The 18,413-nt window shown below is 68.4% G+C and carries 19 protein-coding genes; 11 read left to right on the top strand and 8 right to left on the bottom strand.

Features of this window, described 5'->3' with window-relative positions; translation table 11 throughout:
- The first annotated feature begins 28 nt into the window (after positions 1 to 28).
- The 4 genes from BDW16_RS04600 (at position 29) to BDW16_RS04615 (ending at position 3,517) form a co-directional block, all read left to right on the top strand.
- Positions 29 to 976 (top strand): PilZ domain-containing protein, encoded by a 948-nt coding sequence (locus BDW16_RS04600; protein WP_066577670.1) that lies wholly within the window; start codon positions 29 to 31, stop codon positions 974 to 976.
- A 40-nt stretch (positions 977 to 1,016) separates the two neighbouring features.
- Positions 1,017 to 2,201, top strand: a complete 1,185-nt coding sequence (locus tag BDW16_RS04605) for a molybdopterin molybdotransferase MoeA (protein ID WP_066577891.1) — start codon at positions 1,017 to 1,019, stop codon at positions 2,199 to 2,201.
- A gap of 70 nt (positions 2,202 to 2,271) precedes the next feature.
- Positions 2,272 to 2,958, top strand: a complete 687-nt coding sequence (lexA, locus tag BDW16_RS04610; RefSeq protein WP_066577666.1) for a transcriptional repressor LexA — start codon at positions 2,272 to 2,274, stop codon at positions 2,956 to 2,958.
- Positions 2,959 to 3,109: 151 nt separating this feature from the next.
- Positions 3,110 to 3,517 (top strand): GFA family protein, encoded by a 408-nt coding sequence (locus tag BDW16_RS04615; protein ID WP_066577664.1) that lies wholly within the window; start codon positions 3,110 to 3,112, stop codon positions 3,515 to 3,517.
- A 46-nt stretch (positions 3,518 to 3,563) separates the two neighbouring features.
- On the opposite strand, the gene BDW16_RS04620 is transcribed toward BDW16_RS04615, so the two are convergent.
- Complete coding sequence (locus BDW16_RS04620) at positions 3,564 to 4,451, bottom strand: PhzF family phenazine biosynthesis protein (protein WP_066577663.1); 888 nt, start codon at positions 4,449 to 4,451, stop codon at positions 3,564 to 3,566.
- Between the two features lie 65 nt (positions 4,452 to 4,516).
- Here BDW16_RS04620 and BDW16_RS04625 point away from each other — a divergent pair, with 65 nt between their 5' ends.
- Together BDW16_RS04625 and BDW16_RS04630 are read left to right on the top strand one after the other, a co-directional pair.
- Positions 4,517 to 4,816: an ArsR/SmtB family transcription factor gene (locus BDW16_RS04625; protein WP_066577660.1), complete on the top strand. Its 300-nt coding sequence runs from the start codon at positions 4,517 to 4,519 to the stop codon at positions 4,814 to 4,816.
- Positions 4,817 to 4,826: 10 nt separating this feature from the next.
- Positions 4,827 to 5,273 (top strand): VOC family protein, encoded by a 447-nt coding sequence (locus BDW16_RS04630; RefSeq protein WP_198585766.1) that lies wholly within the window; start codon positions 4,827 to 4,829, stop codon positions 5,271 to 5,273.
- Between the two features lie 6 nt (positions 5,274 to 5,279).
- On the opposite strand, the gene BDW16_RS04635 is transcribed toward BDW16_RS04630, so the two are convergent.
- Complete coding sequence (locus BDW16_RS04635) at positions 5,280 to 7,430, bottom strand: ComEC/Rec2 family competence protein (protein WP_066577657.1); 2,151 nt, start codon at positions 7,428 to 7,430, stop codon at positions 5,280 to 5,282.
- A gap of 28 nt (positions 7,431 to 7,458) precedes the next feature.
- On the opposite strand from BDW16_RS04635, the gene gltX reads away from it, so the two are divergent.
- Together gltX and BDW16_RS04645 are read left to right on the top strand one after the other, a co-directional pair.
- Positions 7,459 to 8,889 carry a glutamate--tRNA ligase gene (gltX, locus tag BDW16_RS04640; RefSeq protein WP_066577654.1) on the top strand — a complete coding sequence of 477 codons (1,431 nt, stop codon included), beginning with the start codon at positions 7,459 to 7,461 and terminating at the stop codon, positions 8,887 to 8,889.
- 18 nt (positions 8,890 to 8,907) lie between these two features.
- A complete protein-coding gene (locus tag BDW16_RS04645) occupies positions 8,908 to 10,182 on the top strand; it encodes a citrate synthase (RefSeq protein ID WP_066577648.1) in 1,275 nt (424 codons plus the stop codon).
- A gap of 36 nt (positions 10,183 to 10,218) precedes the next feature.
- On the opposite strand, the gene BDW16_RS04650 is transcribed toward BDW16_RS04645, so the two are convergent.
- Genes BDW16_RS04650 through BDW16_RS04660 form a run of 3 tightly spaced genes read right to left on the bottom strand, consistent with a single transcriptional unit; the run spans position 10,219 to position 11,835 of the window.
- The gene (locus BDW16_RS04650; RefSeq protein ID WP_066577647.1) at positions 10,219 to 10,986 is read right to left on the bottom strand and encodes a sulfite exporter TauE/SafE family protein; all 768 of its coding nucleotides are present in this window, start codon (positions 10,984 to 10,986) and stop codon (positions 10,219 to 10,221) included.
- 7 nt (positions 10,987 to 10,993) lie between these two features.
- Positions 10,994 to 11,515, bottom strand: a complete 522-nt coding sequence (locus BDW16_RS04655; RefSeq protein WP_066577646.1) for a rhodanese-like domain-containing protein — start codon at positions 11,513 to 11,515, stop codon at positions 10,994 to 10,996.
- A 5-nt stretch (positions 11,516 to 11,520) separates the two neighbouring features.
- On the bottom strand, positions 11,521 to 11,835 hold the full coding sequence (locus tag BDW16_RS04660; RefSeq protein ID WP_066577638.1) for an ArsR/SmtB family transcription factor: 315 nt from the start codon (positions 11,833 to 11,835) through the stop codon (positions 11,521 to 11,523).
- A gap of 68 nt (positions 11,836 to 11,903) precedes the next feature.
- Between BDW16_RS04660 and BDW16_RS04665 the strand changes: the two genes are divergently transcribed.
- The 3 genes from BDW16_RS04665 (at position 11,904) to BDW16_RS04675 (ending at position 14,622) form a co-directional block, all read left to right on the top strand.
- Positions 11,904 to 12,776 carry an MBL fold metallo-hydrolase gene (locus BDW16_RS04665; RefSeq protein ID WP_066577888.1) on the top strand — a complete coding sequence of 291 codons (873 nt, stop codon included), beginning with the start codon at positions 11,904 to 11,906 and terminating at the stop codon, positions 12,774 to 12,776.
- Positions 12,777 to 12,848: 72 nt separating this feature from the next.
- Positions 12,849 to 13,283, top strand: a complete 435-nt coding sequence (locus tag BDW16_RS04670) for a DUF983 domain-containing protein (RefSeq protein WP_066577635.1) — start codon at positions 12,849 to 12,851, stop codon at positions 13,281 to 13,283.
- The gene (locus tag BDW16_RS04675; RefSeq protein WP_066577633.1) at positions 13,276 to 14,622 is read left to right on the top strand and encodes an aminotransferase-like domain-containing protein; all 1,347 of its coding nucleotides are present in this window, start codon (positions 13,276 to 13,278) and stop codon (positions 14,620 to 14,622) included. Before BDW16_RS04670 ends, BDW16_RS04675 begins: the two co-directional genes overlap by 8 nt.
- A 123-nt stretch (positions 14,623 to 14,745) precedes the next feature.
- Here BDW16_RS04675 and BDW16_RS04680 read toward each other — a convergent pair whose 3' ends face one another.
- The 3 genes from BDW16_RS04680 to BDW16_RS04690 are packed head-to-tail and all read right to left on the bottom strand — an operon-like array spanning position 14,746 to position 18,403.
- Entirely contained in the window at positions 14,746 to 15,963 is a 1,218-nt protein-coding gene (locus BDW16_RS04680; RefSeq protein WP_198585767.1) for a S41 family peptidase, read from the bottom strand.
- Positions 15,960 to 17,336 (bottom strand): PAS domain-containing sensor histidine kinase, encoded by a 1,377-nt coding sequence (locus tag BDW16_RS04685; RefSeq protein WP_066577625.1) that lies wholly within the window; start codon positions 17,334 to 17,336, stop codon positions 15,960 to 15,962. Before BDW16_RS04685 ends, BDW16_RS04680 begins: the two co-directional genes overlap by 4 nt.
- Positions 17,333 to 18,403 carry a DUF2336 domain-containing protein gene (locus BDW16_RS04690; RefSeq protein WP_241230578.1) on the bottom strand — a complete coding sequence of 357 codons (1,071 nt, stop codon included), beginning with the start codon at positions 18,401 to 18,403 and terminating at the stop codon, positions 17,333 to 17,335. Before BDW16_RS04690 ends, BDW16_RS04685 begins: the two co-directional genes overlap by 4 nt.
- Positions 18,404 to 18,413 lie beyond the last annotated feature (10 nt).

The raw sequence follows: 18,413 nt of genomic DNA on the forward strand, positions 1-18,413 counted from the left end.
TTCCTGCCGACAAACGGGTGGGGATCCAATGACACTTCCGGCACGATCAGCGATCTTCTCGCTGTCCGGCGAGCTAGACGCTGCACCCGGTGCGGTCGAGGACGCTTCACCTGCACGGCTGCTGCTCGGCAGCGCGGGCGAGCGGAACTGCTTCGTCCACCGCCTCACCTCGGCCGGTGCGTCGCTCACCGTGTCCGGCCCGGTCAGCAACGGCGCGCGCGCGACGATCGAACTGCCTTTCGGCCTCGCGGCCGACGGGGCGATCGTCGGCGACGATCCCGACTCGATTGCCTTCCGCTTCGACGAGCCGCTCGATGTCGTAGGCGCGCTCGCCCGCTGCCTCGCGGCGCTTCCGGCGGAGCGGCGCCAGATGCCGCGTATCGAGCTGCGCCACCGTCTGTGCGTGCGGCACAATGGCCAGGTCGATTTCGCCTGGACGCGCAACCTTTCCACCGCAGGCGTCGGTGTCGAGACCCGCGCAGTGCTCACCCCCGGTGCACAGGTCGAACTGACCCTCGACGGGCTGCGCCCGATCCAGGGCGAAGTGCGCTGGACCGAGCGCGGCCAGGCCGGCATCGCCTTTGTCGAGGAGCTCGGCTGGCAGATCCTGATGCCCTGGCTGCGCAAGATCGCGACGCGCCGCCCAGGTCCCAACGGCACGCCGGTGCAGGAATATGCCCCCTCCACTCTGGGCGCAGTCAAGGACGCCCTGAAGCTCGACATCGCCACCCATGTTCGCTCGGGCGCCAATTGGTGGAATGCGCAGCTCAACACGCTCAGCAGCACGCTCACCGAGTTCGAAAGCGCGACCGAGTTCGCTCCCCTCTCCTCGCTCTGGCTCTCGTTGCCGGGGATTGGCGGCTGGCCGATCCGGGTGATCGAGTGCCATGGCGCCCGGCATGTCGCCGAGTTCCGCATCGCGCTCCGCCCGCACGAGATGGCACGGCTGGCCGAAGCGGCGCGCCCGGCACGCTGATCCCCTCGACCCGGCCGCCGCTGCGCGGTACCCCGCGGCGATGGCCGATCTCCTTCCCGTCGCAGACGCGCAACGCCGCCTGCTCGCGCTCGCGCCTGCACGCCCGGCGGAGAGCGTAGAGCTGCGCGAAGCCTCCGGCCGGTGGAGCGCCGCTCCCGTCACCGCCCGCCGCACCCAGCCCGAACACCCCGTATCCGCAATGGATGGCTATGCGATCCGCTTCGCCGACCTTCCCGGCCCATGGGAAGTGGTCGGCGAAAGCGCCGCCGGCCGCCCTTTCGCCGGGCGTGTCGCCGCGCGTCAGGCGGCCCGCATCTTTACCGGCGCCCTGCTGCCGGACGGAGCAGACACCGTCCTGGTGCAGGAAGAAGCCCGGCGCGAGGGCGATCGCCTCCATCTCGACGGCGAAGGCCCCGCCTTAGAAGGCCGCAACGTCCGCGCGGCGGGGCTCGATTTCCACGCAGGGGACGTGCTGATCGCCGCCGGTGAGCTTCTGACACCCGCCCGGATCGCGCTCGCCGCGGTCGCGGGCCACGCCTCACTGCCCGTGCGCCGCCGCGTCCGCATCGCCATCGCCGCGACCGGCGACGAGCTGCGCGCGCCCGGCGAACCGCTCGCACCGGGGCTCCTGCCCGAAAGCAACGGCGCCATGCTCGCCGCAATGCTCGCCGGGCTTCCGGTCGAGATCGCGGACCTCGGCATCCTGCCCGACCGGCATGATGTGCTGACGGCAGCCTTCGCCAGAGTGCGCGCCGACATCCTCGTCACCACCGGCGGCGCGTCGGTCGGCGACCATGATCTGGTCCGCCCGGCGCTTCAGGCGGCCGGCGCGGAGATCGATTTCTGGAAGGTCGCCGTCCGCCCCGGCAAGCCGATGATGGCAGGGACGCTCGGCGACACCGTCATACTGGGCCTCCCCGGCAACCCGGTTTCGGCCTTCGTCACGGCGCAACTCTTCCTCCTCCCGCTCGTCGCGCACCTCGCGGGCGCCGCCGATCCGCTGCCGCGCACGCGCACCGCGACACTCGGAGAGCCGCTCCCCGCCAACGGTCCGCGCGCCGACTATCTGCGCGCCGCGCACCGCGACGGCCGGGTGGTCGCCGCCGCGATCCAGGACAGTTCGATGCTCCGCACGCTTGCCCGTGCAGACTGCCTGATCGTCCGCGCACCCCATGCCCCCGCGGCGCAAACCGGCGACTCGGTGGAAATCCTGCCTTTCGGGTAACGGGGCGCCTTGACATCATACAAGAACAAGGCGTAAACGTTCCATGTCTGTTCCAGATGGAGACCGTCCGATGCTTACGAAGAAGCAGCATGAGCTGATCTGCTTCATCGCCGACCGCTTGAACGAGACCGGCGTTTCGCCCTCGTTCGAGGAGATGAAGGACGCGCTCGATCTCAAGTCCAAGTCGGGGGTCCACCGGCTGATCTCCGCGCTCGAGGAACGCGGCTTCCTGCGCCGTCTGCCCAACCGCGCACGCGCGCTCGAAGTGCTCAGGATGCCCGAGCGGGCCGAGCCGAAAAAGGCTGTGCCCGCCAAGGACAATGTCGTCACGCTCGCCCGCCCGGCGCCGCAGGCGGCGAACCCGTCACCTGCCAACGACGTGATCGAGATCCCGCTGCACGGCCGCATCGCCGCCGGCGTCCCGATCGAGGCGCTGGAAGGATCGACCATGCTCCCCGTCCCGGCCGCCCTGCTTGGCTCGGGCGAACATTATGCGCTTGAGGTCGCCGGGGACTCGATGGTCGAGGCCGGCATCTTCGATGGCGACTATGCCCTGATCCGCCGCCAGGAGACTGCTCGCGACGGCGAGATCGTCGTGGCGCTGATCGAGGACAGCGAAGCGACGCTCAAATATTTCCGCAACGAAGGCAGCATGGTCCGGCTCGATCCGGCCAACCGCGCCTATGATCCGCAGCGCTACCGCCCCGATCAGGTGCGCGTGCAGGGCCGCCTCGCCGGGCTGTTGCGGCGCTACTGAACGCGAAGGGCGGCTGCGGTCGCCCTTTTCATCGATACTGGTTTCGGACCTGCCGGGCCGCACGGTCGCCGTGCGCCTTTACCTGCCGGGTAATTGAGCGCGCGATCGTCGTGCCTATCCTGCATTTGTCCACCCAATGACGGAGAGAGCGATGACCACCTTTGAAGGCGGCTGCCATTGCGGCGCGATCCGCTACACGCTGACCGGCGAACCGATGCATCACGCGCTGTGCCACTGTACCGATTGCCGCCGTGCCTCGGGCGCGCCGATGGTCGGCTGGGCGATGTTCCAGGAGGAGGCACTGAGCGTGACCCAGGGCGAGCCGCAGGAATATGCCTCGTCCGAACATGGCCGTCGCTTCTTCTGCGGCACTTGCGGGACCGGCCTCTTCTACCGGAACGCGGAGAATCTTCCCGGCATCGTCGATACCCAGGTCGCGACCCTCGACGATCCCGACGCGATCCCGGCTGGCGTTCACATCCAGACCGCCGAGCGCATCGGCTGGATGAAGGATGCTCACACGCTGCCGGAATTCGCGCGTTATCCGGGAATGGAATAGCGCGTCGCGCGACGTTGCGGCAGTCCGATGAAGGGCAGCGCCTCGATCACACGCTGATTTCCCCCTCCATGACTGCCACGCAGTCCCCGCGCAGCGTTGCGACGATGCCTTCCGGTGCACGGCGTGCCTCGACGTGCAACAGGCTTGGCCTGCCCATCTCGATTCCCTGATGAATCTGGAAGCGGGCCTCGCTGCTATCCGGCTCCAGCGACAGCAGCAGACAGGCAAGGGGCGCGTTCGCGCTTCCCGTCGCGGGATCTTCCCATGTCCCGGCCAGCGGAGCGAACATCCGGGCGCGCAGGGTGCGACCCTGCTTGCAATAGACATGGACCGAGAACCGGTTGCCCAGATCCGGATGGGCCGCAAGCGCTGCCCTGAATGCCGCAAGATCGGGCGTGCAGCGCGCAAGCGCATCACCGGTCAGTTCCGCGATGACATAGGGGTTGCCGTTCGACGCGACGATCGGCGGATGCGCCTCGGTTATGACGTCACCGGCCTCCAGCCCAAGCGCCTGCGCGACGACATCGACCGCGATCGTCTCGCCAATGGTCAATGGCTGCGGCGCCGCGATCGTGGCGGCAACGGGCGCACCCGCGGCATCGCGTTCGATGCTGACCCGGACGATCCCGGCCGGAATCTCGAACATCGCGTCCGTCAGGCCGGGCTGTTGCCTGGCGAGAACGAAGGCGGTGCCAACCATCGGGTGCCCGGCAAAGGCCATCTCTGCCGTCCGGTTGAAGATACGGATGCGCGCCGTATTCGCGGGATCGGCCGGCGGCAGGACGAAGGTGGTTTCGCTCAGGTTGAACTCGGCGGCCACCGCCTGCATCGTCGCGCTGCCGAGCGCCGCTCCCCCCATCACGACCGCCAATGGGTTTCCGCCGAAGCGCGTGTCGGTGAAGACGTCGGCAGTGAAGAATGGCAGTCTGGGCATCGCTTGCTCCGTTGCGGTTCGCCGCGAGATTTGACATGTATTTCGTTAATTGGCAAACTATCTACATGACTGATGCCGAACTGTTCCGGGCCCTGGGCAATGATCGCCGGCTGCAAATTCTCGCATGGCTCAAGGACCCGACCGCGCATTTTCCGCCACAGCGGGACGGCGACCTGATCGAGGATGGCGTGTGCGGCCAACTCATCGCCGAGAAGCTCGGCATCAATGCATCCACGCTCAGCGAGCATATGCGGGTGCTGCAGGGGTGTGGGCTGGTGATCGCGAAGCGGATCAAGCAATGGACATTCTACCGTCGCAACGGCGAACGATTGCAAGCGCTCGCGTCGATCGTCGGCGGAATTTGATAGGATGGCGATGTTCAGTCACGTCACTGTCGGTGTCAGCGACCTTGATCGCGCGGGCTCCTTTTACGATGCGCTGCTTGTACCGCTGGGGCTTGCCCGCCGGCCAGTGACCCCCGATGGCGGCCCGCCCTCCCTGTGCTGGCATCGGCCTGGCACCAACCTGCCCCGCTTCTACGCCTATCTCCCGTTTGACGGACAGCCGAGCTCATATGGAAACGGCAGCATGACTGCCTTCCTCGCTCCATCGATCGAGGCGGTCGAACTGGCCCATGCACAAGCCATGCGGCACGGCGGCACGGACGAAGGGCACCAGGGCCACGCCCGCATTATGGAACGGGCTATTTCGGCGCCTATCTGCGTGATCCCGACGGCAACAAGTTTCATATCGTGCATCGGCCTGAGGCGTCGTCACCCGGTCTTTGAACGGCAGCGCCGGCGCTGGTCGGCCTGCCGATAGCGCCCGTCACGTCCCGGCCGAACGCGCCGGCATCTTTCGCTCCGCCTCGATCCACGGATGCCGCGCGCCCGCCTGCCGCACCGTCCGCACCGACGGCCTTTCGCCCAGCGTGATCGCCACCCCGCCGGTCTTCGCCAGCAATGCCCTGTCGAGCTTGAGCCATTTGGGCGCGCATCCCGGCGGCAGCCGCCGGTCCGACACCACGATATCCACCGATCGGCACACCGCGATCATCTCGCGCCATGGCACCAAATAGCCGCTTCGCGTCGCCGCGATGCGCCAGCGCCGCCCCTCGCGCTCGACATCGATCAGGCACAGATCCGGGCTGCACCGCGCGTCCCGCTGGTCCGCCAGTGCCGGCAGCTCCGCGTCCACCCCGCCATTCTCGGCCATCATGTCCCGCACATAGTCGCCCGCACGATCGCGCAGGATCGCGACCTCACCGTTCGGCAGTCGCAGCGCCAGATGCCGACCATCCCCGGTCACGAGCAGATCGGGCATCGGCGTCGCCAGCGCCCACACCGCCCCGGCCATCGCCGGCACCAGTCCGGCCAGCCGCATCCGCGTCTTCCACAGGGCGAACCACAATCCGCCCGCCGCCATCAGCGCATAGGCACCGCCCGGCATCCCCGGCAGCATCGCCAGCGCTCCCGGCGCGCCCGCCGCGGCATGCGCGATCCACAGCAGCAACCCCAGTGCCTTGCCCGCCAGCCACCAGAAGGGTGCGCCAAGGCCCGCAAGATCGAAGAACAGGGCGACCGCCGCGAGCGGCATGATGACGAAGGTGGTGAGCGGGATCGCGATGATGTTCGCCAGCGCGCCATAGACCCCGGACTTGTGGAAGTGGAACAGCGCGATCGGAGTCAGCGCGATCTCGACCACCAGCCCCGTCAGCAATAGCGATCCGACGCCGCGCACCAGCCGCCATCCCCAGCCTTCCTCGCGCCGCTCGAACCAGCCACGCACGCGCCTGCTCTCATGCAGCGCGACGATCGCGGTGACCGCGGCGAAGCTCATCTGGAAGCTCGGCCCCATCAGCGCCTCGGGCCACAGCAGCAGCACGACCAGTGCCCCGAACGCCACCAGCCGCAGCGTGATCGCCTCGCGTCCCAGCATCATCGCAGCCAGCACCATCAGCGCCGCGATACACGACCGCATCGTCGGCACCTCGGCTCCGGTCAGCAAGGTATAGCCCACCGCCGCGACGCCCGCCGCCCCCGCCGCGATCACCGGCAGCGGCCAGCGCAGCGCCAGTGCCGGACTGAGCGCGAGCAGCCGCAGCACCAGCAGCATCGTCGCACCAACCACCGCGGTGACGTGCAGCCCGCTCACCGACAGCAGATGTGCCAGCCCCGACCGCCCCAGCGCCTCGCCATCCGCTTCCGAAATCGCCCCGCGATCCCCCGTCACCAGTGCCGCCGCAATCCCGCCCGCGCTCCCCTCGATCTGCGACTGGACATGCGCCGTCAGCCGCTCGCGCAGCCCGCTCCTCGCCTCGCCCGGCGTGACGATCTCGACTGGCGCAAAGCCGCGCCCGCTCGCGCCCAGCCGGTCGAACCACGCTACCCGTTCGAAATCATAGGCGCCGGGGATGGCGGGCGGGGCCGGCGGCATCAGCCGCGCACGCAGCTTCACCACCGCGCCGCGCGTCAGTCCGGCTGGCACGTCCTTGCTATCAAGATTGACGCGCACCATCGGCGGCAACCCGGCCCCCGCATCCGGCGCGATCCGTAGCCGCACCATGTCGCGCGCCGGCAGCTTCTCGACTCGCTCCACCTTGCCCTGAACGGCGACGATCGCGGGCCGCGCCAGCACCGGCGCCGCCAGGCGCTCGGCCCGCCACCACACCAGCGCGCAACCGATCGCAACCAGCAGCCCGGCCACCGCGAGGCAACGCGCGGCGCGCCCCCCACCGCCCAGTGCCAGCCCGGCAGCGGCTACTGCCAGCCCCCCAAGAACGACCGCACCCCACCGGTTCGCATCGGGCAGCGCGAACCAGGCCGCGATCCCCACGCCCAGCATCACCGGAATCCACAGGACGATCTGCCCGCGCTCAGCCTCCAGCCAGCGCTCGTTTCGCTCAGCGAAACGCCAGCCTCCCGCTATTTGAAGCAGGCGAAACCCCGTGCTAGGGGCGCTCGCGGCTGAACTGGCCATCGATCACAGTTTCTGGGAGCAAGCGCGCTTGGGCGCAACATCTGAACCCGCCACGGGTACGCAAATCGTCACGCGCTTCGCCCCGTCGCCGACGGGGTTCCTGCACATCGGCGGCGCGCGCACCGCGCTGTTCAACTGGTTGTTCGCACGCCACCATGGCGGCAAGTTCCTGCTGCGCATCGAAGATACCGATCGCGCCCGCTCGACCGACGCGGCGATCGAGGCGATTCTCGACGGGATGCGCTGGCTTGGCCTCGATTGGGATGGTGACGAGGTTTATCAGTTCGCCCGCGCCGATCGGCACGCAGAGGTCGCGCACGCGATGCTCGAATCGGGCCACGCCTATCGCTGCTGGATGAGCCAGGAGGAAATCGCCGCCCAGCGCGAGGAGGCACAGGCGGCGAAGAAGCCCTATCGCATCCGCAGCCCCTGGCGCGACCGCACTGACGGCCCGCTCGATCAGCCGCACGTCGTCCGCATCCGCGCCCCGCGAGAGGGCGCGACGACGATCCGCGACGCGGTGCAGGGCGAAGTGACCGTCCAGAATGCCGAGCTGGACGACATGATCCTCCTCCGCTCGGACGGCACGCCGACCTATATGCTGGCGGTGGTGGTCGACGATCACGACATGGGCGTGACGCATGTCATCCGCGGCGACGACCATTTGAACAACGCCTTCCGCCAGCTGCTGATCATCCATGCGATGGACTGGGCCGAGCCGGTCTATGCGCATATCCCGCTGATCCACGGCGCGGACGGCGCCAAGCTGTCCAAGCGCCACGGCGCGCTTGGCGTCGATGCGTATCGCGACGAACTGGGCGTGCTGCCCGAGGCGCTGTTCAACCATCTCCTCCGCCTCGGCTGGGGCCATGGCGACGACGAGATCATCGATCGCGCCCAGGCGGTCGAATGGTTCGACCTGTCGGGCGTCGGCAAGTCGCCCTCGCGCTTCGATTTGAAGAAGCTGGATAGTCTCAACGGCCATTACATCCGCGCCGCCGACGATGCGCGACTCGCGCAGCTGGCCGCGCCGTTCCTGCCCTTCGAAGCGTCGCCGCAGCAGATCGATCTTCTGCAACGCAGCATGCACGCATTGAAGCCCCGCGCGGCGAATCTCCTTGAAATCGCTGACGGATCGGCCTTCCTGTTTCGCACCCGCCCCCTGGAAATGGACGCAGATGCACAAGCTCTGCTAGGGGACGATGCGAAAGCGATCCTCCATTCCCTTCACACGGCGCTTGACGCGCTCGCGGACTGGAATACGGAAGCGCTCGAAACGGCGGTACGCCAGGTGGCGGAGTCGGGGGGAGTGAAACTCGGGGCGGCCGCACAGCCGCTTCGTGCCGCGCTGACTGGGCGGCGGACCTCTCCCGGTATCTTCGACGTCCTCGTCCTTCTGGGGCGGGAAGAAAGCCTGGGCCGGATTGCCGATCAAATGGCGGCTCCTTCGGGAAGCTGAGACGAAAGGACGAGACTGATGACCGACTCCACCCTCAACATCGCCGGGAAAGACTATCCGGTTCGACAGGGCAGCGTCGGTCCTGAAGTCGTCGATATCCGCAAATTCTACGCCCAGACCGGCCAGTTCACCTACGATCCCGGCTTCACCTCGACCGCGTCGTGCGAGTCGGGCCTGACCTATATCGATGGCGACGAGGGCACGCTGCTCCACCGCGGCTATCCGATCGGCCAGCTCGCCGAGCATTCGAGCTTCATGGAGGTCGCCTACCTCCTGCTCAACGGCGAACTGCCGAGCAAGGACGAGCTCGGCACCTTCTCCAACACGATCACGCGCCACACGATGGTGCACGAGCAGCTAGCGACCTTCTACCGCGGGTTCCGCCGCGACGCGCACCCGATGGCGGTGATGTGCGGCGTGGTCGGCGCGCTCTCGGCCTTCTACCACGATTCGACCGACATCTCGGACCCGTATCAGCGCATGGTCGCCAGCCACCGCCTGATCGCGAAGATGCCGACGATCGCGGCGATGGCGTATAAATACACCGTCGGTCAGCCGTTCCTCTACCCGGACAACAATCTGTCCTACACCGGCAACTTCCTGCGCATGACCTTCGGCGTCCCGGCCGAGGAGTATGTCGTGAACCCGGTGGTCGAGCGCGCGCTCGACCGCATCTTCATCCTCCACGCCGATCACGAGCAGAATGCGTCGACCTCGACCGTGCGCCTCGCCGGCTCGTCGGGCGCCAACCCGTTCGCGTGCATCGCGGCGGGCATCGCCTGCCTCTGGGGTCCCGCGCATGGCGGCGCCAACGAAGCCGCGCTCAACATGCTGCGCGAGATCGGCCGCCCCGAACGCATCCCCGAATATATCGCCCGCGCCAAGGACAAGAACGACCCGTTCCGCCTGATGGGCTTCGGCCACCGCGTCTACAAGAACTACGATCCGCGCGCGACCGTGATGCAGAAGACGGTGCGCGAGGTGCTGAGCGCTCTCAACGTCAGCGATCCGCTGTTCGACGTCGCGCTTCAGCTCGAGGAAATGGCGCTCAAGGACGAGTATTTCGTCGAGAAGAAGCTGTTCCCCAACGTCGATTTCTACTCGGGCGTGATCCTGTCGGCGATCGGCTTCCCGACCACGATGTTCACCGTCCTCTTCGCGCTCGCCCGCACCGTCGGCTGGGTCGCGCAATGGAACGAGATGATCAGCGATCCCGACCAGAAGATCGGCCGCCCGCGCCAGCTCTACACCGGCCCGACCGAGCGCGACTACGTGCCGCTCGACAAGCGCTGAGCTTCGTCCCCTCTCCGGCATCGCCGGAGAGGGCTTTCACTTGCCGCTGACGGCCAGATACAGGCCGACCGCGATCACCACGACGGCGAAGATCCGCTCGAGCAGCCCCTTGCGCGCTGCCATGCGCTTGCCCAGCCGGATGCCCAGCGCGGCGCCGCCCACCCCGCCCAGCAGCAGCAGCCCCGCGATGTCCCACGCGACCAGGCCCGACAGCGCATAGGAGGTCGCCGTCGTCGCGCCCAACGCGCTGACCACGACCAGCGACGTACCAACGGCATTGCGCATCGGCATCCGCGTCGCCGCGACCAGAGCAGGCACGATCAGGAACCCGCCGCCGATCCCGAAAAACCCAGATGCAAGGCCGACGCCGAGGCCCGCGGCGACCAGCCGCGGCAACAGCACGGCGGCGCTGTCGCGGGTCAGCCGCACGCCCGGAGCCTCCGCGACGCCCCGCCCGCGGAACATCGACAGGCCGACGACGATCATCAGCAGGCCGAACAGCATCAGCAGCTGCCCGCCATCCATCGCCTTGCCCGCCTCAGCCCCCACCGCCGCACCGGCAATGCCTGCAGCGGCGAACACGCCGGCGCATCGCCACTTAACCGTTCCCGCCCGTGCGTGACCGGCCAGGCCGGCCAGCGCATTGGCGGCGACCGCCACCGCCGCAGTGCCGATCGCCACGTGCGCCGATTCCAGGCCGACGACATGGACGAGCAACGGCACCGCGAGGATCGACCCGCCCCCGCCGACCAGGCCGAGCGTCAGGCCGATCGCCGCGCCGGCAGCGATGGCAGCAAGCAGCATCTGCGGGCTACCCGCCCCGCGCGGGCCGGTTCCACGGCATCGCGCGCAACAACAGCGCCATGCCGCACCAGCCGGTCGCGCCCGCCATCATCAGCCCGGCGCCGACAAAGGCCGCCAGCCCGAAAAAGCCCGGGTGCACCAGAAACCCCAGCACTATGCCGAGTAGCACCAGCCCGCCCGCGCCAAGCTGCACCTGGCGCATGATCTCGAGCGGCTGCCCGCGATCCACGGCGGTTTCCAGTCCAGCCTTGCGCCAGCCGTCGATCCCGCCTTCGAGCAGATGGCAGGTCGCTCCCCTGGCGGCGCGCTCCAGCGCATCGGCATGGGCAGCGGTCCGCATTCCCGACCGGCAATGAAACACGAGCGGGCGTCCGGTCGCGGCGAGTTCTCCAATCCGTGCCAGCGGTATGTTGACCGCACCGGGAATCTTCTCGCGCGCATGTTCATCCGCGTCGCGGACATCGACCAGCAACGCGCCGGCCGCCACCGCCCGCCGCGCATCGGCGGGCGCGATCGTCGAGATCGTCATCGTCGTCAGTCCTTGCAATAGAGTTGGTAGAGGGCGGCGAGCAGCGCCTCGGTCCGCGGATCGGCGATCCGGTACCAGAGCGTCTGGCCCTCACGGCGGAAGGTGACCAGCCCCTCGTCGCGCATCTTCGCCAGATGTTGGGACAGCGCCGATTGCGACAGCGCCACATCGCGCGCCAGGTCGCCCACGCTCATCTCGCCATGCTCGACCAGCTTGCACAGCACCATCAGGCGACGGCCATTGCCCATCGCCTTGAGCAGCGCGGCGACCCCCTCCGCCTTCGACGAGAAAGTCACCAGATCCATCGGAACCTTAAGCATCGCACATCCTTACATTAGATGTTGCTAATTTAGATTATGCTTATATATTGTCAAGCACGATGATGGAGATGCCCATGCAACCCGCGATCGAAGCGTTTTTCGACGAGCCGACCAACACGATCACCTATCTCGTTGCCGACCCTGCGACCGGAGAGGCCGCGGTGATCGATCCGGTGCACGATTTCGACCCGGCCAGCGGCGTGATCGATTCCGCCTCGGTCGATCGCGTCCTGGCCGCGGCGGACAGCCACGGCTGGCGGATCGTGATGGTGCTCGAAACCCACGCACATGCCGACCATCTCTCCGGCGCGCCGCTTATCAAGTCGCGCACCGGCGCATGGGTCGGTATCGGCGAGCATATCCGCGATGTGCAGAAGATCTTCCGCCCGGTGTTCAACTTCGCGGATCTGCAGACCGACGGCTCGGACTTCGACCGGCTGTTCGCGGATGGCGACCGGTTCACGCTCGGGACCCTGCCCGTCGAGGTGATTCACGTCCCCGGCCATACGCCGGCCGATGTCGCCTATCGAATCGGTGACGCCGTGTTCGTCGGCGACACGCTGTTCATGCCCGACTATGGCACGGCGCGCACCGATTTCCCCGGCGGGGACGCGCGCATCCTCTATCGCTCGATCCGTCGGCTGCTGACGCTGCCGGACGACACCCGGTTGTTCCTCTGCCACGACTATAAGGCACCCGGCCGCGACGACTATCGCTGGGAAACCACCGTCGGCGACCAGCGCCGCGCCAGCGTCCATATCCATGACGGCGTGAGCGAGGAGGATTTCGTCGCGATGCGCGAGGCTCGCGACGCGACGCTTGCGGTGCCGCGGCTGCTGCTCCCCGCGATCCAGGCGAACATCCGCGCTGGCGCATTGCCCGAACCGGACTCGAACGGAGTCACCTACCTTCGCATTCCCGTGAAGCGGCGCGATAGCTGAACACCACCACGGTTGTGGATCGCTGCCGGCTGCATTATGTATGGATACAATACTCAATATAGAGGCCATACAATGCAAGCCGAACCAAAGCAGGACAAGCTGAACTGGGTCCTCAGAACCGGCTGGAAGGGCCTGTGCGTCCGCTGCGGCGAGAAGACGATGTTCTCCGGCTGGCTCAAGATCGCGAAGAAATGCCCGTCCTGCGGTCTCGACTATCGTTTCGCCTCGCCCGACGACGGCCCCGCCTTCTTCTCGCTCTGCTTCGTCGCCTTTCCGCTCACCTTTTTCGGGGTGTGGTTCCAGGTCGCGTTCGACCCGCCCTTCTGGGTCCATCTGTTCACGACGATCCCGGTGATGGTCGCCGGCTGCGTGCTCGCGCTGCGCCCGCTCAAGGGCTGGCTCGTCGCCTCGCAATATCTGAACAACGCGCAGGAGGCGGGCACCGCCAAGCTCTGGGCGAAGCTGCATGCCGAGGCGGAAGCCCGCGATACGCCGCCCAATGACTGACGACTGGCTTCCCGATCTCGATCCGGCCTCAGGGGCCAAATACACCGTCATCGCCGATGCGCTGGCGGCCGCGATCGACCGCGGGACGCTGCCCGGCGGGGCGCGCCTGCCCCCGCAGCGCGACCTTGCCGCGCGGCTGGGCGTCGATCTTACCACCGTCACCCGCGCCTATGACGCCGCCCGCCGCCGCGGCCTGATCGAGGCGCGCGGACGTGCGGGCAGCTTCGTGCGCGCGCCACAGCGGGTCGAGATCGCCGATCTCGCCCGCGTCGATACCGGGATGAACCTGCCGCCCGAGCTTCCCGGCGGGCTGCTCGCGCGAACCATCGCCGAAACGGTCGGCAGCTTGCTGCTCGATGCCTCGCCGCTGCGGCTGCAATATCAGGCAATGGGCGGCAGTGCGGAAGATCGCGCTGCCGGGGTTCGTTTTCTCGATGCGATGGGACTGCCCGCCGAAGCCGACCAGCTTATCCTGGCCGCAGGCGGGCAGAATGCGTTGCATGCGATCCTCAGCAACACGCTGCTTCCCGGCTACGCCGTGCTCTGCCGCCGCTTCGTCTATTCGGGCTTCCGTGCGCTTGCCCAGCGGATCGGCATCCGCCTTGTCGGGCTGGACAGGCTGGACGCTGCATCGATCGCCGCTGCCTGCGCAGCCGATCCGCGGATCCGCGCCATCTACCTCGTTCCCACCAACGACAATCCGACCGCAGAGACGCTCGACGAGGATGCCCGGCGCGCGATCGCGGCGACGGCGATCCGCTACCACCTTCAGGTGATCGAGGACGACGCCTACGGCCCCCTCGCCGTCGCCCCGCTCGCACCGGTCGCTGTCCATGCCCCCGACCACAGCTGGCACATCGCGAGTGCGTCGAAGATCATCTCGCCCGCGCTGCGGGTCGCCTTCGTGCGCGCGCCGAATGTCGCGGCGGCGGTCCAGCTTGCGATGCAGATCCACCAGACCGCGGTGATGCCCCCGCCGCTCAACGCGGCGATGCTTTCGCGCTGGATCGATGATGGCACCGCTACACGCCTGATCGCCGCGATGCGCGACGAAGCCTCCCGGCGGCAGGCGCTCGCGGCAAGCCTGCTCGACGGGCTGGACTTCACCGCCCACCCGCAGGGCTATCATCTCTGGCTGCGCCTGCCCGGTGCGATCGCGCCCAACGATCTGGCCGATGCGATGCGCCCGACCGGTCTCTCGGTGATGCCGGCAGACCGCTTCTCGGTGGACGGTGCCCCGGCCAATGCGATCCGCGTCTCGCTCGGCGGCCTCGCCGACGACGATCAGCTCATCCGGGCCCTGCGCATCCTGCGCGGCCATGCCGGCGCCGCGATCTAGGACGCTTCGAACACCCCAGGCTCGAACCCGTCGCGAGATCGCGGCGGCGCTGGGGATACCGGCAGGCGCGCCCACCGCCGTGAATCCAGTTCAACGCTCCGCTTCTTGGGCGCAACCGCTGCCTCAGCCTTGCGCCATTCGACGCTTCGCCTCAGCGACTCCCGCCGCCAGGATATCGGCGCCGTCGGACACGACCACATCGGGCCGCATCGTCCAGCGTGGCCGGTCCTGAACGTCATAGACCGGCTCGGCCGAATATTGCAGGTCGATCCCGCTGCGGTCGAGCCGCAGCTGGAACACCGCCGCGCCCAGCCCCATCATCGGCGTGCCGACGATCGTCGCCCGGCCCAGCCCCCGCATCCCCATCGGGAAGCCCTCGGCCATGCTGGCGCTCCAGTGATCGCACAGCACGATCACCGGCTTGGTCCAGGTGAACGGCCCGCGCGGCTCGACATATTCCGTCCAGCGCCGGCTCAGGCCTGCGCCTGCACGCCGCCGCATATAGCCATAGGGCGCCCGCTCGGTGATGAAGCGCCCCATGATCGGCCGCGCGACCGCCGTGTCGCCGCCGCCATTGCCGCGCACGTCGATCAGCAAGGCCGGGGCGTCGCGCAGCTCGGCGAGTGCCGCGTCGACCGCGACGACCGAGGTGAGGGCACCAAAGCTGCGGATCGTGATCAGGCCGATCCCGTTCTCCAGCCGCCGATGCGCGACATCGGCCGGGTCGGCCCGTTGCTTGATCGGCAGCGCGATCTCCCGCGCGGGCGCGTCACCGGATCGCACGGCAAAGCGCCGGGGCATCCCCCGCCGTCCCGCTGCGACGGTGCCGAGCACGAAGGCATCGGCCGCCGGATCCTGCCGCTTGAGGCAGCGCAGCGCGGCGGCCTGGATCGCTGCCTCGGCCGGCACGCCCTCGATCGCGGTCAGCACGTCACCGATCGCGATTCCGGCCTCTGCAGCCGCCGACTCCGCCTGCACGGCCGTCACGCGGATCCCGTCCGCGGCCCGCGCGACCATCAGGTCGAACGGCGGCGTCCGCGCGGTCCCGTCGGGGCTGTTGCGCACTGTCGTATGCGGGTCGTAAAGCTCCGCAAGCGCGCGCTTCAGCACCTGTGCCAACGCGTGCCGCGACGGCGCGGCGATTGCCTGCGGGCGATAGACGCTGCGCACCTTCTCCCAGTCGGTCGCCTTCTCGCCGAAGAAGCAGTAGTGCTCGGCCAGCGTGCGCCACATCTCGTCGAAATCCTGCGCGTAGCTGATGTCACGCTCCGGTTCGCGCGCCCACAGGGGCGCAGCGACGCAGGCGATCCCGCCGCCCAAGACGCCCCGGCGCGCGATCAAGCGTCGCGTCTCGGCAGCGTCAGCACGAAGCGCGCGCCCTCGTTCGGCGCGCTATCGACCAATATATCCCCCCCCATCGCCCGCGCCAACCGCCGGGCGATGTAGAGGCCAAGCCCGCTTCCGCCCGGCTCGCCCGGATCGACGCGGCCGAACTTCTCGAAGATCTTGGTCTGATCCTCGATCGCAATGCCCTTGCCCTGATCGGCGACGATCACGCAGCCGAAGCTGCCCTCGGGTTGGATCTGAACCCAAACCGATCCGCCGGGCGGCGAATAACGCACCGCATTGCCGATCAGGTTGACCATGATCTGCAACACCCGCCGGAACTCGCCCGTCGTCGGCATCGTCTCGTCGGCGCGGGGTTTCTCGATCCGCACATCCGCCTCGCTCGCGCGCACCGCCAGCAGCCCGGCTGCGCGGCGCGCGATATCGGCGAGGTCGATCGGCTCGATCTCGACGGTGAAGTCGTCGCGCTCGATCGCGCTCAGATCGGCCAGATCCTCGACCAGCGACAGCAGGTGCCGCCCGGCATTGGAGATGTCGGTGGCATATTCGGCATAATCGTCGCGCAGGGGCCCATCCAGCTTCGCGCTGATGCTGTCGGCATTGGCGATGATCCGTGCGAGCGGCGTGCGCAGCGCCTTCTCGAGCCGCTGCCCGAACTCGCTGGTGAATTCAGGATCGGCCACGGCGTTCGCACCGGCCTCATCCGCGGGATCGACCAGCACCGCCGAGCCGCTGAAGCCGGCGAAGCGCCCCATCGCATCGATCCGCGGGCTTGCGGAGATGCGCACGCGTTGCCCGGTGCCGCGAAGCTCGGCGATCTGCCCGTCGAACCGGGTCTGCTCTGCGGCCGCGGCAAGGATCGGCAAGGCCCCGTCCTCATCGGCTTCCAGCGCGAACAACAAGGTCAGCGGCTGACCCAGCATCGCGGCCAGGTCCAGGCCCGGCTCGACACCCGCCTCCGCAGCCAGGTGCGTGATCCGCATCGCCGCATCGGTTTCCCAGATCCAATCGGCCTCGGCGCGCAGGAAATCGTCCTCGCGTAGCGAGTCGCCCTCGGGCGCCTGCCAGGCCCCGCGCGGGCGCCAGCCGCTCACTTCCAGCCGCACCCCCTCCGAATCGGGCTCGGCGCGGACCCACAGGTCGATATCGTCCTCGCCGTCAGCGGCCACGACACCGCGCGAAATCGCAATGCCGAGCCGCTGCGCCAGCCGGGCGATCGACGCGATCGGCGGTACCGCCAGCGGTGCGCCCACCTTGCCGCCGGCACGAGCATTGAGGTCGGCCAGCCGTGCCTCGGCATGGACCAGCCGCCCGTCGGGCCCGATCCGCCCCATCGCGATGGGCATGTTGGGTTCGATCGCATTCATTGCGGCGCGCCCTTCAACGCCAGCAATGCCGCGCGATAGTCGGCGGGCAAAGCGAGCGGCGCGATCGCCGCGCGGGCTTCATCCGCGCCCACCGCCATGATCGTGTCGAGCTGGTCCGCAAAGGCCTCGACGTCGCGGCGCGGATCCGCCTCGCTCAGCGCCACGCCGAGCCGCGCGACCGCTGCACGATCGAAATCGAGCGCGCGCAGCGCGACCCAGAGCCGTTCGCTCGCGGAATCGAGCGTCATCGCCCGCACCGCGTCGAAATCGATGCGCAGCGCGTGCGCCAGCACGGCCGCAAACAATGCGACGCGGCGGTCGCCCAGCGCTTCTGCCAGCAATTCGGGAAGTTCATCGGGCCGGGCGTCGATCGCCACCGCCAGCCGCATCGCGGCCGCTTCCAGCCGGTCATTCTCGTCGTGCGCGGCCAGGCTGCGCTGCGCAGAATCTGCCAGCGCCCGGTCGAGTGCCGGAGCATTTCCCGAAAACCCCGCCCTCAGCGCTGCCGCCACCTGCCATACCAGCTTGTAGTGAAGCTCGGCAGGCAGGTCGCTATGCCCCGTCGCGTCGGGCATGCTGCGCCTGCGGCTTTCGTTGACCAGCACCGCCGCGGCGCTCTGCGCAAGCAGCCGGTCCGGATGCTGTGCCAACCGGTTGAGCAGGCTTGCCCGTTCGGGCTCGTCCTGCGCCTGCGCCGCCATCCCGCCTGCCAGCAGATCCTGCCGCACGCGCGCGATCAACTCGCCCATCAGCGCGGGATCGTGCAGCACGCCCGATGCGTGCAGCCGTCCAGCGACGCCATGCTGCCCCGCAAGCATATCCGCCAGCACCGCCTCGCCCTGCGCGCGCAACAACCGCACGGCGTGCCCGCCTACCTCGCTCTCGATCGCCGTGATCAACCCGTGCAGCAGCCGCGCCAGCGATGCGCGCGTGCGCTCGTCGAGCCGGTCGGTATCGGGAAGCGCGAAGTCCGCAATCGCGGTGCCGAGCGCACGATGCGCGACCGCGTCCGCTGCCGCGGTACGCGCGAGCAACGCCTGTGCGCCTTCATGAGCGCCTGTACGCATGTCGCCAATC

Origin of the sequence: Sphingomonas koreensis (assembly GCF_002797435.1) — a bacterium.
Classification (GTDB): Bacteria; Pseudomonadota; Alphaproteobacteria; order Sphingomonadales; family Sphingomonadaceae; genus Sphingomonas; species Sphingomonas koreensis.

Excerpts from the sequence above, each read along its gene's own strand:
- BDW16_RS04615 (WP_066577664.1), top strand. The coding sequence starts at position 3,110 with ATGACCACCTTTGAAGGCGGCTGCCATTGCGGCGCGATCCGCTACACG.
- BDW16_RS04635 (WP_066577657.1), bottom strand. The coding sequence starts at position 7,430 with ATGGCCAGTTCAGCCGCGAGCGCCCCTAGCACGGGGTTTCGCCTGCTT.
- BDW16_RS04605 (WP_066577891.1), top strand. The coding sequence starts at position 1,017 with ATGGCCGATCTCCTTCCCGTCGCAGACGCGCAACGCCGCCTGCTCGCG.
- BDW16_RS04625 (WP_066577660.1), top strand. The coding sequence starts at position 4,517 with ATGACTGATGCCGAACTGTTCCGGGCCCTGGGCAATGATCGCCGGCTG.
- BDW16_RS04630 (WP_198585766.1), top strand. The coding sequence starts at position 4,827 with ATGTTCAGTCACGTCACTGTCGGTGTCAGCGACCTTGATCGCGCGGGC.
- lexA (WP_066577666.1), top strand. The coding sequence starts at position 2,272 with ATGCTTACGAAGAAGCAGCATGAGCTGATCTGCTTCATCGCCGACCGC.
- BDW16_RS04690 (WP_241230578.1), bottom strand. The coding sequence starts at position 18,403 with ATGCGTACAGGCGCTCATGAAGGCGCACAGGCGTTGCTCGCGCGTACC.
- BDW16_RS04645 (WP_066577648.1), top strand. The coding sequence starts at position 8,908 with ATGACCGACTCCACCCTCAACATCGCCGGGAAAGACTATCCGGTTCGA.
- BDW16_RS04675 (WP_066577633.1), top strand. The coding sequence starts at position 13,276 with ATGACTGACGACTGGCTTCCCGATCTCGATCCGGCCTCAGGGGCCAAA.
- BDW16_RS04685 (WP_066577625.1), bottom strand. The coding sequence starts at position 17,336 with ATGAATGCGATCGAACCCAACATGCCCATCGCGATGGGGCGGATCGGG.
- BDW16_RS04620 (WP_066577663.1), bottom strand. The coding sequence starts at position 4,451 with ATGCCCAGACTGCCATTCTTCACTGCCGACGTCTTCACCGACACGCGC.
- BDW16_RS04650 (WP_066577647.1), bottom strand. The coding sequence starts at position 10,986 with ATGCTGCTTGCTGCCATCGCTGCCGGCGCGGCGATCGGCCTGACGCTC.
- BDW16_RS04665 (WP_066577888.1), top strand. The coding sequence starts at position 11,904 with ATGCCCATGCAACCCGCGATCGAAGCGTTTTTCGACGAGCCGACCAAC.
- BDW16_RS04655 (WP_066577646.1), bottom strand. The coding sequence starts at position 11,515 with ATGACGATCTCGACGATCGCGCCCGCCGATGCGCGGCGGGCGGTGGCG.
- BDW16_RS04600 (WP_066577670.1), top strand. The coding sequence starts at position 29 with ATGACACTTCCGGCACGATCAGCGATCTTCTCGCTGTCCGGCGAGCTA.
- BDW16_RS04660 (WP_066577638.1), bottom strand. The coding sequence starts at position 11,835 with ATGCTTAAGGTTCCGATGGATCTGGTGACTTTCTCGTCGAAGGCGGAG.
- BDW16_RS04670 (WP_066577635.1), top strand. The coding sequence starts at position 12,849 with ATGCAAGCCGAACCAAAGCAGGACAAGCTGAACTGGGTCCTCAGAACC.